This is a genomic window from Aquiluna sp. Uisw_065, assembly GCF_047731275.1.
Taxonomy (GTDB): Bacteria; Actinomycetota; Actinomycetes; order Actinomycetales; family Microbacteriaceae; genus Aquiluna.
Genome location: NZ_CP159836.1, coordinates 605,310 through 620,635, shown reverse-complemented (window position 1 = coordinate 620,635; position 15,326 = coordinate 605,310). Strand labels below are relative to the sequence as shown.

At 51.9% G+C, this 15,326-nt stretch carries 10 protein-coding genes and 1 tRNA gene; 9 read left to right on the top strand and 2 right to left on the bottom strand.

All coding sequences use genetic code 11. From position 1 onward, the window contains the following. The first annotated feature begins 7 nt into the window (after window positions 1-7). Window positions 8-1,450: a pyruvate kinase gene (pyk, locus tag ABXT50_RS03115; protein WP_415274706.1), complete on the top strand. Its 1,443-nt coding sequence runs from the start codon at window positions 8-10 to the stop codon at window positions 1,448-1,450. A gap of 53 nt (window positions 1,451-1,503) precedes the next feature. On the opposite strand, the gene ABXT50_RS03110 is transcribed toward pyk, so the two are convergent. Continuing rightward, window positions 1,504-1,585, bottom strand: a tRNA-Leu gene (locus ABXT50_RS03110). A gap of 55 nt (window positions 1,586-1,640) precedes the next feature. Between ABXT50_RS03110 and ABXT50_RS03105 the strand changes: the two genes are divergently transcribed. After that, on the top strand, window positions 1,641-2,219 hold the full coding sequence (locus ABXT50_RS03105) for an ANTAR domain-containing response regulator (RefSeq protein WP_415274799.1): 579 nt from the start codon (window positions 1,641-1,643) through the stop codon (window positions 2,217-2,219). Between the two features lies 1 nt (window position 2,220). Here the strand turns inward: ABXT50_RS03105 and ABXT50_RS03100 are convergent, their stop codons facing one another. Beyond that, on the bottom strand, window positions 2,221-2,607 hold the full coding sequence (locus tag ABXT50_RS03100; protein WP_415274798.1) for a PaaI family thioesterase: 387 nt from the start codon (window positions 2,605-2,607) through the stop codon (window positions 2,221-2,223). An 80-nt stretch (window positions 2,608-2,687) separates the two neighbouring features. Between ABXT50_RS03100 and polA the strand changes: the two genes are divergently transcribed. From polA to rapZ, 7 genes are all read left to right on the top strand, one after another. After that, on the top strand, window positions 2,688-5,384 hold the full coding sequence (gene polA / locus ABXT50_RS03095) for a DNA polymerase I (RefSeq protein ID WP_415274705.1): 2,697 nt from the start codon (window positions 2,688-2,690) through the stop codon (window positions 5,382-5,384). 126 nt (window positions 5,385-5,510) lie between these two features. Beyond that, window positions 5,511-6,968: a 30S ribosomal protein S1 gene (gene rpsA / locus ABXT50_RS03090; protein ID WP_415274704.1), complete on the top strand. Its 1,458-nt coding sequence runs from the start codon at window positions 5,511-5,513 to the stop codon at window positions 6,966-6,968. Window positions 6,969-7,033: 65 nt separating this feature from the next. Then, window positions 7,034-7,612 carry a dephospho-CoA kinase gene (gene coaE / locus ABXT50_RS03085; protein WP_415274703.1) on the top strand — a complete coding sequence of 193 codons (579 nt, stop codon included), beginning with the start codon at window positions 7,034-7,036 and terminating at the stop codon, window positions 7,610-7,612. A 6-nt stretch (window positions 7,613-7,618) separates the two neighbouring features. After that, window positions 7,619-9,685 (top strand): excinuclease ABC subunit UvrB, encoded by a 2,067-nt coding sequence (gene uvrB, locus ABXT50_RS03080; protein ID WP_415274702.1) that lies wholly within the window; start codon window positions 7,619-7,621, stop codon window positions 9,683-9,685. Window positions 9,686-9,694: 9 nt separating this feature from the next. Then, window positions 9,695-12,541 carry an excinuclease ABC subunit UvrA gene (gene uvrA, locus ABXT50_RS03075; protein WP_415274701.1) on the top strand — a complete coding sequence of 949 codons (2,847 nt, stop codon included), beginning with the start codon at window positions 9,695-9,697 and terminating at the stop codon, window positions 12,539-12,541. Between the two features lie 2 nt (window positions 12,542-12,543). Next, complete coding sequence (gene uvrC, locus ABXT50_RS03070; RefSeq protein ID WP_415274700.1) at window positions 12,544-14,388, top strand: excinuclease ABC subunit UvrC; 1,845 nt, start codon at window positions 12,544-12,546, stop codon at window positions 14,386-14,388. Between the two features lie 63 nt (window positions 14,389-14,451). Next, window positions 14,452-15,324: an RNase adapter RapZ gene (rapZ, locus tag ABXT50_RS03065; protein WP_415274699.1), complete on the top strand. Its 873-nt coding sequence runs from the start codon at window positions 14,452-14,454 to the stop codon at window positions 15,322-15,324. The last annotated feature ends 2 nt before the right edge of the window (window positions 15,325-15,326 follow it).

Genomic DNA, 15,326 nt, shown 5'->3' with positions numbered 1-15,326 from the left:
GAAGCCAATGAGACGTGCGAAAATTGTTGCAACATTCGGGCCTGCAATAGGCGATTTAGAAATGACCCGCAAGGTCATAGCCGCCGGAGTAGACGTGGCGAGAATGAACCTCAGCCATGGATCATACGAGGTTCACGAACAGGTCTACGCGAATATTCGTCAAGCTAGCGAAGAGGCCGAAAAAGCGGTGGGGATTCTTGTTGATCTTCAGGGCCCAAAGATTCGCCTTGGAAAGTTTGCGGAGGGCAGCGTCGAGTTAGTAGTGGGTGCAACCTTCAAAATCACCATCGATGATGTCGCAGGTGACGTGAACATTTGCTCCACCACCCACAAGGGTCTTCCAAACGATGTCTCAGTGGGGGACATGTTGCTTATTGACGATGGTCGACTATCGCTTCGGGCAACCGCAGTGGACGCAACGACTATCACAACCGAAGTTGTCATTGGCGGGCCGGTATCTAACAACAAGGGCATAAACCTTCCCGGTGTCGCAGTGGACGTTCCTGCACTAAGTGAGAAGGATGAAGCTGACCTTCGCTGGGCCCTGAAGCTCGGAGCAGACATGATCGCATTGAGCTTTGTAAGAAATGCCAAAGATATCCTTCGCGTACACGAAATCATGCGAGAAGAAGGCAGATTTATACCGGTCATTGCCAAGATCGAAAAACCTCAGGCAGTCGCCAACCTCGAAGAGATCATTGACGCCTTTGACGGTGTCATGGTGGCGCGTGGCGATTTGGGCGTCGAGTTGCCTCTAGAGCAGGTTCCAATCGTCCAGAAGCGGGCCGTGGAGCTTGCGAGACGCTGGGCTAAGCCAGTTATCGTAGCCACCCAGATGCTAGAAAGCATGATTACTGCCAGCAGGCCAACCAGAGCCGAAACTTCGGATGTAGCGAACGCCGTACTTGATGGTGCTGACGCTTTGATGCTTTCCGGCGAGACCTCCGTGGGCCAATTTCCAATCGAGACCATCGAGACGATGGCCAAGATAATTGAATCGACGGAAGAGAACGGCTTGGAGCGGATTCCAGCCTTGGGCACACAACCACACACCCACTCTGGAGCCGTAGTTAAGTCAGCTCTCCAAATTGCAGAACTACTGGGTTCCAAGTTTGTTTGCGTATTCACTGAATCGGGCGACACTCTGCTGCGAGTTGCAAGACTACGTTCAAGGGTCCCGGTTCTCGCCTTTACTCCAAATGAGGAAATTAGACGACGACTCTCTTTGATTTGGGGAGCGACCACATTTCTAGCTGGGAAAGCCACACACACAGATCAAATGATCAAGCAGGTTGACGAGATTGTGCTGGCCAGTGGAAAATGCCGAGTTGGCGACGAGGTAGTGGTAGTAGCCGGCTCCCCACCTGGAATACCAGGATCGACCAACTCGCTTCGTGTGCACCGTGTCGGCGATGCGGTGAATGAAACAGTGCCCGGGTACGCGAGCTAAACGGAAAATCTTTCAACAAAAAAGAGCGGTGGGATTCCACCGCTCTTTTTTTGTGCCGGAAGTGGGATTTGAACCCACACGCCCATAGGACAAAGCATTTTGAGTGCTTCGCGTCTGCCGTTCCGCCATTCCGGCTAGATGTATCACTCTAGTGGATTTGATTATTCAAGTTGCCGCTAAAGTTGTAATCATGCAAGAAGCACTTCGCGTTGTCGTCGCAGAGGACGAAGCCCTTATTCGGATGGATGTTGTCGCCACTTTACAAGAGGCCGGCTACGAGGTTGTTGGTGAGGCGGCAGACGGCGAAGAGGCAGTAAGGCTGGCTGTCGAATTGATGCCCGACCTGATCATTATGGACATCAAAATGCCCAAGCTCGACGGTATATCGGCCGCCGAAAAGATTTCCGAGCATAAAATTCCAGTTGTTTTACTGACGGCTTTTTCTCAAGCAGACCTGGTGAAGAGAGCCGCAGACGCTGGGGCCATGGCTTATGTGACCAAGCCTTTCAAGCCTTCTGACTTGCTGCCGGCCATACAAATTGCCCTTTCTAGGGCTGAGGAGCTCTTCGCTCTCGAAACAGAGATCGCTGACCTCAGCGAAAGACTAGAAACCAGAAAGCTAATGGACAGAGCCAAAGGCCTGCTGCAGTCGAAAATGAAGCTGAGCGAACCAGAGGCTTTCCGCTGGATTCAAAAAGCATCCATGGATCGAAGGCTTTCGATGTCCCAAGTCGCAAAAGCGGTACTCGAGCAACTAGGGGACAAGTAATTTAGGACTCGTTTGCTCTTAGGAAGTTAGTGATCCGAATTGTCGAAAGCAAAGTACCGGCTTCGTCGGTAACTTTAATCTCATGACTCGTTAGAGATCTGCCGAGCTTCACTGCCGTGCAGGTTCCGGTTACAACCCCTTCTCGAGCAGAGCTGTGATGGGTCGCGTTTATTTCAATCCCTACCGCGTACCCCCAGGGATGGGCGTGTACGTTCGCGGCAAAGCTACCTAGGCTTTCACCCAGCACCACGTGGGCACCGCCGTGAAGTACCCCCAGGGGCTGTGTGTTACCCGAAACTGGCATGGTGGCGACAGCTCTTTCAGCACTTAGCTCCTTGAGTTCTATGCCCATGCGGTCAGCAAGGGCACCCAAGCCTCTTCGCTTCATAATCTCAAGAGCACGAGCTGATTTTGCGACATTGTCTTCGGTCACTGTGGTACCACCTTCTACAAAGTAGGCTAAACGCTATGAGCGCCAACGAAAAGCCTACTCTGCTCCTTATCGATGGGCACTCACTTGCATTCCGCGCCTTCTACGCCCTAAATGTTGATAACTTCAAAAATGCTGAGGGGCAACACACAAACGCGGTTCACGGTTTCATCTCCATGATGCTCAACATCCTGGAGGGTGAAAAGCCAACGCACATGTGCGTTGCATTCGACGTTTCTAGACACAGCTTCAGAACCGAAGAACTACCCGAATACAAGGGCACCCGTGGAGAGACACCGGTTGAGTTCCTAGGTCAAACCGAATTGCTAGTGCAGGCGCTAACGGCCATGAACATCACTAGCGTTTCTCGTGAAAACTATGAAGCGGATGACCTACTCGCATCACTTGCTCATCTCGGCGAGCAGGCGGGGATGCGCGTGCTAGTGGTTTCTGGGGATCGTGACACATTCCAGCTGATTCGCGAGGACACAACGGTTCTCTATCCAGTCAAGGGGGTCATGAACCTGGCTCGCATGGATGATGAAGCTGTTTTGGCCAAATATGGCATTCACGCAATTCAATATCCGGAGCTGGCTGCTCTTGTGGGGGAGACTTCGGACAATCTCATCGGCGTTCCAGGAGTAGGCCCGAAAACTGCCGCTAAATGGATACAACAGTTTGGATCTTTGGATGAAATTCTCAAGCGCTCCGACGAGATTCCCGGGAAAGTCGGCGAGAGTCTCCGGGAAAACCAGCACCTTGCGGTTAGAAATCGCAGACTGAATCACCTGCTTACTGATCTCACGTTTGACTTTACGATGGACGACCTAGTCTTGGGCCCCGTCGATGAAAATGCACTCAGAGAAATATTCGCGGTCCTATCGTTCCGAACACTGCTAACGCGGGTGCTAAAACTTCGTGGAGGCGATGGCACTCAACACATTGTTCAGGCAGCAAAGCTTGCCGTTGAGAGCACTCCAGAGAGCCAAGAAACTACAGACCCATTGCCCGTAGCTGCTGCCAAGGTCATCGATAACCTTCCCTCCGCTCCTATGGATGCTCGAGTCGTCTCAGTTGCGGAAATTCAGGAGCTTGTCAATGCTGGCGAAGCTTTTGTGCATGTTGAGATCATTGAGGGCCGACTTGTTGGGCTCGGAATAGCGACTCTTGGCAAAAGACTGAACTGGAATGGCGAGGATCAAGACTCCGCCCTCGCGCTTCTGCAGCATGGTGGTTTTGGCGGCTGGGATACCAAGGCTATGAGGAAGAAGCTTCACTCGATTGAAATTTGGCCTGACACCATCACCGACGACGCGCTGTTAGTCAGCTACCTGGTCGACCCCATTAGCAAGGACCTGCATCCAGATTCAATCATCAGACAGTACGCCGGCATAGACGTCGTTCGGCAAGACCCAAATGAGCTACTAAGCGAGTCGGACCCCTCCCTGGACGCATGGGTATACGCGGTTATATGCGCAGTGCTTATTCCGCATCTTGAGGACAGCGGTCAGCTCGGTATCTACCGAGACATAGAGTTACCCGCCAGCGAGGTTTTATCGAAGATGGAAATAACCGGAATCGCAATGGATTCTTCGGCCCTTCAGACTCAGTTCGATGAACTGACACTCGAGGTGGAGCAAATCGCCAAACAGGCCTACGAAATCATTGGCCATGAAGTGAACTTGGCTAGCCCCAAGCAATTACAGGTAGTTCTATTCGAAGAACTAGGCATGCAGGGAACAAAAGCACTCAAGACTGGCTACTCAACAAACGCTGAGGCTCTCAGTACTTTGTTCGAGCAGACTGAGCACCCGTTTTTGGAGCGACTCCTCGCGCATCGAGACAGCACCAAATTGCGGCAGATGACTGAGACTCTGCTAAAAGCCATTGGGGATGACGGACGTATTCATACAAATTACTCTCAGGTAGGAACCTCGACCGGCCGCCTCAGTAGCGAGAGCCCGAATCTACAAAACATACCGATTAAGACTGACCGTGGTCAGAGGCTTCGAAGCGCCTTTGTCGCCGGACCGGGATTCGAAACTTTACTCACGGCCGACTACTCGCAAATTGAAATGCGCATCATGGCTCACCTGTCCGAGGATGAGGGTCTTATCGAAGCGTTTCGAATTGGCGAAGACCTACACAATTTTGTAGGAGCGCGTCTGTATGGAGTCGAACCTTCCGACGTCACCGGTCAAATGCGATCCAAAGTCAAAGCGATGAGTTATGGCCTTGTCTACGGGCTAAGCGAGTTCGGTCTTGGCAGGCAGCTAAGGATCACTGGCAAAGAAGCTAAACAACTAATGTCCGATTATTTCGACCGCTTTGGAGGCGTTAAGCGGTATTTGGACACAGTTGTCCAGCGTGCCAAAGCCCTCGGCCACACGACGACTGTTTATGGACGCCGCAGGCCTTTCCCCGATCTCAACTCAAAGATATTCCAAGTAAGAGAAAACGCGAGACGCGCGGCACTTAATGCTCCCATTCAAGGAACAGCAGCAGACATCATGAAACTCGCAATGATCGTTGTGAGGCAAAAAATGGATGCTCAGAAACTAACTTCTCAATTGCTGCTGCAGGTCCATGACGAACTCGTATTTGCCGTCGCTCCTGGTGAACTCGAAACCCTCAGAGAACTTGCGGTGAGCGCCATGCAGGAAGTGGTCACCCTTACCGTCCCGCTCGAGGTGCATGTTGGCATAGGGGCCAATTGGGAGCTGGCGGGTCACTAGAAAAGTCGCTAGTATTGGGGGGTGCCTTCGGGCACTTATCCCGTCCGTTCGTTGGGCCAACTAAACAAGTAATGAAAACATTATTTTTGGCGCAACCCGAGTAAACAAAGTGGAGTTACCACAAATATGGCATCCAAAGCAAGCGCAAAACCAGTACAAATAGCGGTAAACGACATCGGTTCAGAGGCAGACTTCCTAGCCGCCGTCGAAGCAACTCTTAAATTCTTCAACGATGGGGACCTGATCTCCGGAACCGTAGTCAAGATTGACCGCGATGAAGTTCTCCTAGATGTCGGTTACAAAACCGAAGGTGTTATTCCCTCCAGAGAACTTTCAATCCGTCAAGACGCGGACCCAAATGACATTGTAAAAGTCGGCGACGCCATTGAGGCACTTGTTCTTCAGAAAGAAGACAAAGAAGGCCGTCTAATTCTTTCCAAGAAGCGCGCCCAGTACGAGCGCGCATGGGGCGATGTAGAGCGCATCAAGGAAGCTGATGGGGTTGTAACTGGAACCGTCATCGAAGTTGTTAAGGGTGGAGTCATCGTTGACATCGGCCTTCGCGGATTCTTGCCTGCTTCGCTAATTGAACTTCGTCGTGTTCGCGATCTAGGCCCGTACCTGGGTACCGAGGTCGAGGCAAAGATTTTGGAACTAGACAAGAACCGCAACAACGTTGTCTTGTCAAGGCGAGCCCTTCTTGAGCAAAGCCAGAGCGAGAACCGCAGCACGTTCTTGAACGACCTTGTGAAGGGTCAGGTTCGAACTGGAGTTGTCTCGTCAATAGTTAACTTCGGTGCTTTCATCGACCTTGGAGGAGTGGACGGACTAGTACACGTCTCCGAACTGAGCTGGAAGCACATCGAGCACGCCAGCGAGGTAGTCGAAGTAGGTCAGGAAGTTACCGTTGAGGTTCTAGAAGTAGACCAAGAGCGCGAGCGCGTTTCCCTGTCGCTGAAGGCCACCCAAGAAGACCCATGGCAGCTGTTCGCAAGAACTCATGCAATCGGTCAGTACATCCCGGGCAAGGTAACCAAGATTGTTCCATTCGGTGCGTTTGTTCGCGTCGCGGATGGCATCGAGGGCCTAGTGCACATCTCAGAGCTTTCTTCGAAGCACGTCGAGCACGCCGATCAGGTAGTGACCGTGAATCAAGAAGTATTCGTTAAGCTCATTGACATTGACCTAGAGCGTCGCAGAATCTCACTGTCACTCAAGCAGGCACTAGAAGAAGTAGAAAACGCTGGCACGGACTTCAACCCAGTGCTTTACGGCATGAGCGCCGACTACGACGACAAGGGTCAATACCGCTACCCAGAAGGCTTCGACCCAGCTACCAGCGAGTGGCGCGAAGGATTCGAAGAGGCTCGTGCCAAGTGGGAGACAGAGTACGCCGAGGCTAACGCCCGTTGGGAGCTGCACAAGGTTCAAGCCAAGGCTGCTTTCGAGCACCTCGCTTCTATCCCAGACGGTGCTCCAGCACAGGAGGCTTCGGCCTCAAGTGGCGATTCAGTCGACCAAGGCACGCTAGCAGGCGACGAGTCATTGGCTGCCTTGAGGGACAAGCTAACAGGAGACAAGTAACTCATAGTCTTTTAGATGAGCGGGAACACCAACGGTGTTCCCGCTTTTTCTTTATCCTTATAACAATGCTTATTGCTTTGACTGGCGGAATTGGCTCGGGAAAATCTACCGTGGCTAGGCGTTGGGTTGCCCTCGGGGGAACAGAAATTGATGCCGACGTGTTGGCTAGACAAGTGGTTGAAACAGGAACTGCAGGCCTAGCGGAAGTTGTTAGAGCTTTCGGTACTGAGGTTCTGAACGAGGATAAGTCGTTAAACCGGAGTCAGTTGGCGAAGATTGTCTTTGGTTCTCAGGAAAAAAGAACTGCACTGCAGGGAATATTGCATCCGCTAATTCAGGCCACGGCAAAAAAACTGATCTCCGAAATAGAAGGTGTGATCATTTACACAATTCCTCTGCTCGTGGAGACAAATTCTCCACTTATTTTTGACCGGATTGTCACCGTTAGTGCGCCGGAGGCTGTTCGCATTGATCGGCTAATGAAAGACCGCGGTATGACGGCGGATGAAGCTCAGTCAAGGATCGTTGCGCAAGCGACCGACGTGGAACGCGAATCCTTAGCAGACACGGTTATTGACTCAGACTGCACTCTTGCTGATCTTCAATCAAGGGCGGATGCAGTGTTCGCTTCTTTCAAGAATTAGGCAGAAATGCAAGAAAATAGTAAGCCATTCAAGGTAATCAGTCCCTATACGCCTGCCGGTGATCAGCCAACTGCAATTGCGGAACTTACAAGCCGACTAACCGCCGGTGAAAAAGACGTTGTCCTTTTGGGCGCAACTGGAACCGGAAAATCGGCGACCACTGCCTGGCTGATCGAGAAGCTTCAGCGACCCACGTTGGTAATCGCTCACAATAAAACGCTGGCGGCTCAGCTGGCCAGTGAGCTCAAGGAAATGTTCCCCGAGAATGCAGTTGAATATTTCGTTAGCTATTACGACTATTACCAACCCGAAGCGTATGTCCCACAGACCGACACCTTCATTGAGAAGGACTCGTCCATAAACGAAGAAGTTGAACGCCTTCGCTACTCGGCGACTATGTCCTTGCTCTCTAGGAGAGATGTAATTGTGGTCGCAACAGTTTCCTGCATCTACGGTCTGGGTGCTCCAAAGGAGTACTTGGCCCAATCGCTTCCTTTACAGGTGGGCCAACGTATTGATAGAGACGAGCTAATTAGAGGACTTGTTGCAATTCAGTACCAGCGCAACGACATCGAGTTCACGCGAGGAAATTTCCGGGTGAAGGGTGACACCGTAGAAGTCATCGCGGTCTATGACGAAGAAGCCACACGCATTGAGTTTTTCGGCGATGAAATTGAAAAGATTTATCGAATACACCCCCTCACCGGCGAGGTTCTTATGGAGCGCGAAAGTGTCGCTATCTACCCGGCTTCTTACTACGTGGCGCCGGTAGAGCGTATGGGTAAGGCAATCGAGGATATCGAGAACGAGCTTGAAGTTCGTTATAAAGAACTTGACTCGCAGGGCAAACTCCTAGAAGCGCAGCGAATCAAGATGCGAACAACATTTGACCTAGAAATGATTCGCGAGCTTGGCTTCTGTTCCGGAATCGAGAACTACTCGAGACACATTGATCAGCGACTGCCGGGCGAAGCGCCTTCCTGCTTACTGGATTACTTTCCGGAGGACTTTCTAACAGTGATCGACGAGTCACACGCCACTGTGTCTCAGATCGGCGCAATGTACTTAGGGGACTCATCCAGAAAGCGGACACTAGTCGAGCACGGTTTTCGACTGCCTTCGGCGCTTGATAACCGTCCACTTAAATTCGAGGAGTTCCTTGAGCGGACAGGACAAACCGTTTATCTGTCCGCGACTCCCGCAAAATATGAGCTGGCTCTATCCGACGGAGTAGTCGAGCAAATCATTCGACCAACCGGACTCGTCGACCCTCAAATTATCGTGAAGCCTGCCAAGGGTCAGATTGACGACTTGCTCGATGAAATTAGGACAAGAACCGATCGTAACGAAAGAGTTCTAGTCACAACACTCACAAAGCGGCTTGCCGAAGAGGTGACTGAGTACTACACCGAGATGGGGGTTCGTGTGCGTTACCTCCACTCCGATGTTGACACTCTTCGTCGGGTTGAGTTACTAAGAGAACTTCGTCAAGGCGTATTTGATGTCTTGGTGGGCATCAACCTACTTAGAGAGGGTCTCGACTTACCTGAGGTTTCGCTAGTGGCAATTTTGGATGCTGACAAAGAGGGTTTTCTTCGTTCAACAACGTCGCTCATCCAGACAATCGGGCGTGCAGCAAGAAATGTAAACGGAGAAGTCCACATGTATGCCGACGTGATGACAGCCTCAATGACCAGAGCCATCGACGAGACAAATCGTCGTCGAGAAAAGCAAGTGGCCTACAACAAAAAAATGGGGGTTGACCCACAGCCACTGCGCAAGAAAATCGCTGACATCACGGACTCCCTGCAGCGCGAAGAGGTAGACACGGAGCAGCTGATTAGGCAGATGAAAGAAATCTCAAACAAGAAAACAGCCAGGCAAAAAACTAAGGGGCGCCCCGCCATTGGGGCCGACGGTCAGAAGCAGATCATGGGAACTATCATCGAGCTAGATGTTCAGATGAAATCCGCTGCCAGTGAGCTCAAGTTCGAACTCGCGGGCAGAATTCGCGATGAGATTTCGGAGTTGAAAAAGGAGCTACGGGCCTTTGAGGCGGCGGGGCACGCCTAAACTTCTACAATGACGATTCAACAACCCAAAGGCCAAAAGCTCTCAATCAAGGGTGCACGAGTGCACAACCTTAAAAACCTGGACCTAGAACTGCCCAGGGACTCCATGATCGTCTTTACCGGCCTAAGTGGCTCCGGCAAATCATCACTAGCGTTTGACACAATTTTTGCCGAGGGGCAGCGTCGGTACGTCGAATCACTTAGCGCCTATGCGAGACAGTTCCTAGGGCAAGTTGATAGGCCTGACGTTGATTTCATCGAAGGTCTTAGCCCGGCTGTCTCAATTGATCAGAAGTCAACTAACCGAAATCCCCGCTCTACCGTTGGAACAATCACAGAAATACACGATTACCTGAGGCTGCTATGGGCCAGGATAGGCATTCCTCACTGTCCTGTTTGCCAAGAGGTAATTTCGAAGCAAACCCCACAGGCAATCGTTGATCAACTAGTAGCAATGACCGAGGGCACCAGGTTCCAGCTGCTGTCGCCGATAGTGGTGCAAAAAAAAGGTGAGTTTCAAGACTTGTTTGCATCCCTTCAGGCTCAAGGCTACGCCCGAGCAGTAGTGGACGGCGAGCAGGTAATACTCGCGGAAGCCAAGCCTCTGAAGAAAAGTTTTAAGCACGACATTTCAGTTGTAGTGGACAGGCTCGTCGTGAAGCCTGATGCCCAGTCGAGAATTACCGACTCGGTTGAAACTGCGCTGAAGCTATCATCGGGCCGTATAGTCGTCGACTTTATTGACGATAAGACCCAACGCGTGTTTTCAGAGCACCTGAGCTGCCCAAATGAGCACGACCTTGTGCTCACCGAGATTGAGCCCAGAACCTTTTCGTTCAATGCGCCATTCGGGGCGTGCCCGGCCTGCACGGGACTCGGCACCAAAATGGCAGTCGACGCCGAATTAGTAATCGGAGATCCAGCGGCAAGTATCAAGGACGGAGTTATCCTGCCGTGGTCAACTCAAGGCAAGGGGCTGTACTCCTACTTTGTTAGGCTGCTGCAAGGACTGGCTGACGACTTAGACTTTGACCTAAAAACACCTTGGAAAAAGCTACCTGCGGCTACCCAACAGGCGATTCTGAACGGCAACGACTTTGAAGTTGAAGTAAAATGGCGTTCGCGCTACGGACGAGAAATGCGCTACACCTCCGGCTTTGAAGGTGTGCTGCCCTACATCGAGCGTAAGTACCTAGAATCCGATAGTGATTGGGCTAGAAGCAAGTGGGCTGATTATCTTCGGGAAGTACCATGCCCGAGCTGCAACGGCGCGAGGCTACGCCCGGAAGTGTTGGCTGTCAAAGTCCACGGGAAATCAATTCATGACGTGGCGCAGATTTCGCTAGGCGACTCCCACGAATTTTTCGACTCACTGAAGCTAACCGAGCGAGAAGCCATCATCGCAGCGCAAGTGCTTAGGGAAATCAGAGCGAGACTGGACTTTCTGTTGGCAGTCGGACTTGACTACTTATCCCTGGAGCGTGCCGCTGGTTCGCTGTCCGGAGGAGAAGCTCAGCGAATAAGACTCGCGACCCAAATCGGTGCCGGCCTCACGGGAGTTCTTTACGTCTTGGACGAGCCATCGATCGGTCTGCATCAGCGAGACAATCTGCGCTTGATTGAGACTCTTGAGAAACTTCGAGACTTGGGAAACACATTGATCGTGGTCGAGCACGATGAGGACACAATCAAGGCTGCGGATTGGTTGGTCGACATCGGCCCGGGTGCAGGAGTCAACGGAGGCGAAGTAGTTCACTCCGGTAGCTACCAGAATCTACTCAAAAACACCAACTCGATAACCGGCGATTACTTATCCGGCAGAAGATCCATCGCTACCCCGACTAAGAGGCGAAAGCCAAAAACTGGGGGCAAACTAAAGGTCGTTGGCGCTCGAGAAAATAACCTGCAGAACGTCACTGTCAATTTCCCACTAGGCGTTATGACTGCTGTCACTGGAGTCAGCGGGTCCGGCAAGTCCTCTCTGGTGAACGATGTTCTTTACGAAGTTCTCGCCCAGCGACTAAACCGAGCAAAGTCGGTTGCCGGAAAGCACACTCGCATCGAAGGAGTAGAACTTTTAGACAAGGTGGTTCACGTCGATCAAGCACCGATTGGTCGAACCCCAAGGTCAAACCCGGCAACTTATACGGGAGTTTTTGACAACATAAGGAAACTCTTTGCCGACACCCAGGAGGCCAAGGTCAGAGGTTACCTTCAGGGCAGGTTCTCTTTCAATGTGAAGGGTGGAAGATGCGATAACTGCTCAGGCGACGGCACAATCAAGATTGAGATGAATTTTCTCCCGGATGTTTATGTGACCTGTGAGGACTGTAAAGGCGCACGCTACAACAGAGAAACACTGCAAGTTCTTTACAAGGGAAACTCAATCGGTGATGTCCTAAACATGCCGATCAGCGATGCCGCCGAGTTCTTCGCCCCAATCAACTCGATAGCAAGATACCTAACCACTCTGGTTGATGTTGGCTTGGGTTATGTTCGCCTCGGACAAAGCGCAACCACATTGTCCGGGGGCGAGGCCCAAAGAGTGAAGTTGGCGACTGAGCTTCAGAAGCGCTCAACTGGCAGGACCATCTATGTTCTCGATGAGCCCACAACTGGGCTGCACTTTGAAGATGTGAGCAAACTCTTGATGGTTCTAAACAACTTGGTAGATAAGGGCAACACTGCCATCGTCATCGAGCACAACTTGGATGTAATCAGGTCTGCCGACTGGATCATCGACATGGGCCCAGAGGGTGGCTCCGGTGGCGGCATGGTCGTTGCAGAGGGCACCCCGGAACAGGTCTCGAAAAACCCAGCCAGCCACACCGGTAGGTTCCTAGCCGAGATCTTGTAATCATGGCCAATGAGCTGAGCTTCCGACCAAAAACTTCAGAAATCCCGAAGTTGCCCGGGGTCTACAGATTCTTGGACTCGGATGAACGCGTTTTATATGTCGGCAAAGCCAAAAACCTCAGGGCCCGACTCTCAAACTACTTCGGTCCGCTGGACAGTCTTCACGAGCGAACCAAACGAATGCTCCTCAGCGCTAGCGATGTCAAATGGACAATAGTCGCAACTGAATATGAAGCACTGCAACTTGAATTTACCTGGATCAAGGAGTTTCAACCACCCTTCAATGTTCGCTTTCGCGACGACAAGTCTTACCCATACCTTGCGATTTCCATGGGGGATGCCGTTCCTCGGGCCTTTGTAACCAGGAATCGAGAACTCAAAGGCGTGAAGTACTTCGGCCCATACACTCAAAGCTGGGCGATCAGGGACACCCTAGATTCACTGCTAAAGGTCTACCCTGTCCGCAGTTGCACCGCGGGTATCTTTCAAAGAGCAAAGCGTTCTGGCAGGCCATGCCTGCTGGCTGAACTTGGCAAGTGCTCGGCGCCCTGTGTAGCTCGCATCTCGCAACCGGAGCACAAGGCTTTAGCAAAAGAGCTGGGAGACTTCATAGGGTCGGGAAATGACTCCCATGTAACTAATCTGAAGCTCAAAATGCAGAATGCCAGTGAGCTTGAAAATTACGAATTAGCCGCTCGATATAGAGACGACATCGGAGCACTCGAAAGAGTTCTAGAAAAGTCGACGGTGGTTCTTGATGATCAGGTTGATGCCGACCTCATTGGTCTCAGTCGCGATGAGCTGTCGGCGGCGGTGTCAATCTTTATGGTCCGAGGCGGGCGTATCCGGGGAAACCGATCACTGGTCGTAGACCTGGAGCTAGATAGAACTAACGCCGAACTACTGGAGTACTTGCTACAAGAGCTCTATTCAGCTGGGGTCAAGTCCGAGCCTCCAGCGGTCCCCAGGCAAATCATGGTCACTGAGCTTCCAACCGACAAGGAAGCTCTGGAGCTCTGGCTTTCAGAAATTCGCGGCAAAGGCTGCAGCATCTCTGCCCCCAGGCGAGGAGACAAGGCAGCTCTCCTTGCCACGGCAAGCCAAAATGCAGCCCACGCTCTCCAGAACTACAAGCTGAAACGTGTTTCAGATTTCAGCGCACGAGCCGAGGCTTTAGCCGGATTGCAAAGCGCCCTTGCAATGGAGACTGCTCCTCTGAGAATCGAGTGCTACGACATTTCTCATCTGTCAGGAACGAACACGGTTGGCTCAATGGTGGTCTTTGAGGACGGCCTTTCCCGCAAGGACCAGTATCGAAAATTCAACCTGGAGACAGCCGACGATACCGAGTCGGTTTATCAGGTCCTTATGCGCAGGCTCAAGTACCTGAAGACCGACGAGCCCAATGAACGATTCAGCTATCGGCCTGGGCTGCTAGTTATTGATGGTGGACTACCCCAACTACGTGCCGCCGAGCGAGCGCTGAAAGATTCTGGAATCCAAGGACTCACAGTGGCGTCGCTGGCAAAGCGACTTGAGGAAGTGTTCGTCTCTGGGCTCGATTATCCACTTATTCTTCCCAGGACGTCGGAAGAGTTATTTTTACTTCAACGAATTCGTGACGAGGCACACCGCTTTGCCATCACAGCCCAGCGAGCCGCCAGAAGTAAGTCGATATCCTCGGCGTTGGTCGATATCCCTGGCTTGGGGGAGCAGAAGGCAAGACTGCTGCTTCGCAAATTTGGATCCATACGGAGATTGAAGCTCGCCAGCGAGGCTGAAATAACCCAACTCCCCGGATTTAGCGAGAGATTGGCGAATATTGTCCTGGAACACCTCGCGGATTAGGGAAAACGCCTATCCGCGACACGCCGAAGCGGTAACCTTGTCTTCAGGCGGATGGAGGGGTGAATGGACGCTTCAAACAAACCGGAACTGCTTGTAGTAACAGGCATGTCTGGCGCTGGACGTTCAACGACCGGTAATGCTCTCGAAGATCAAGGCTGGCATGTAATAGATAACCTTCCTCCCCAGCTACTTTTTCCCATCAGCGATTTGTTCTCGAAAAGTAGCGAGTCGTTAATCAAAGTCGCGGTTGTAATGGACGTGAGAGGTGGTCAGTTCTTCGCTGATCTGGAGCAGAACATTCAGAAGCTGAGATCTCACCAGATTAGTGTGAGGGTTCTGTTTCTAGAGGCGAATGATGCGGCGCTCGTAAGAAGATTTGAGTCAGTTAGAAGACCGCACCCGCTTCAAGGCGAAGGTACGGTTTTAGATGGAATCGCGGCCGAGAGAACTCAGCTCTTGAGTCTGCGCGAAACTGCCGATATTGTCTTTGACACCTCAGAGTCAAATGTCCACGAGCTTACAAACCGAGTTGCCGAGGCCTTTGCGGGTCAGTCGAAGGGTTTCAAAGTTAACCTGATGAGCTTCGGTTTCAAGTACGGTCTTCCCGCTGACGCGGACATGGTCGCTGATGCAAGGTTTATCGCAAACCCACACTGGCAAGAGTCCCTACGAGCAAAGACCGGAAACGACAGCGAAGTCTCCGCTTATGTCCTTAGTCAACCGGGAGTAAAAGACTTTGAAGAAAGCTACCTGGCGACTTTAAAGATAGTGCTAGCTGGCTACAGAAAAGAAAATAAGCGATTCGCAACAATTGCGATCGGCTGCACGGGCGGCAAGCACAGGTCCGTGGCCCTAACCAACGAAATAGCAGCGCGCCTCGCGGAGGACGCAGATATACGAGTCGCCATTTCTCACCGCGACTTGGGCAGGGAGTGATG

Bases quoted from the DNA above. Each gene is read 5' to 3' on its own strand.
- pyk (WP_415274706.1), top strand. From the start codon at position 8: ATGAGACGTGCGAAAATTGTTGCAACATTCGGGCCTGCAATAGGCGAT.
- ABXT50_RS03105 (WP_415274799.1), top strand. From the start codon at position 1,641: ATGCAAGAAGCACTTCGCGTTGTCGTCGCAGAGGACGAAGCCCTTATT.
- ABXT50_RS03100 (WP_415274798.1), bottom strand. From the start codon at position 2,607: ATGAAGCGAAGAGGCTTGGGTGCCCTTGCTGACCGCATGGGCATAGAA.
- polA (WP_415274705.1), top strand. From the start codon at position 2,688: ATGAGCGCCAACGAAAAGCCTACTCTGCTCCTTATCGATGGGCACTCA.
- rpsA (WP_415274704.1), top strand. From the start codon at position 5,511: ATGGCATCCAAAGCAAGCGCAAAACCAGTACAAATAGCGGTAAACGAC.
- coaE (WP_415274703.1), top strand. From the start codon at position 7,034: ATGCTTATTGCTTTGACTGGCGGAATTGGCTCGGGAAAATCTACCGTG.
- uvrB (WP_415274702.1), top strand. From the start codon at position 7,619: ATGCAAGAAAATAGTAAGCCATTCAAGGTAATCAGTCCCTATACGCCT.
- uvrA (WP_415274701.1), top strand. From the start codon at position 9,695: ATGACGATTCAACAACCCAAAGGCCAAAAGCTCTCAATCAAGGGTGCA.
- uvrC (WP_415274700.1), top strand. From the start codon at position 12,544: ATGGCCAATGAGCTGAGCTTCCGACCAAAAACTTCAGAAATCCCGAAG.
- rapZ (WP_415274699.1), top strand. From the start codon at position 14,452: ATGGACGCTTCAAACAAACCGGAACTGCTTGTAGTAACAGGCATGTCT.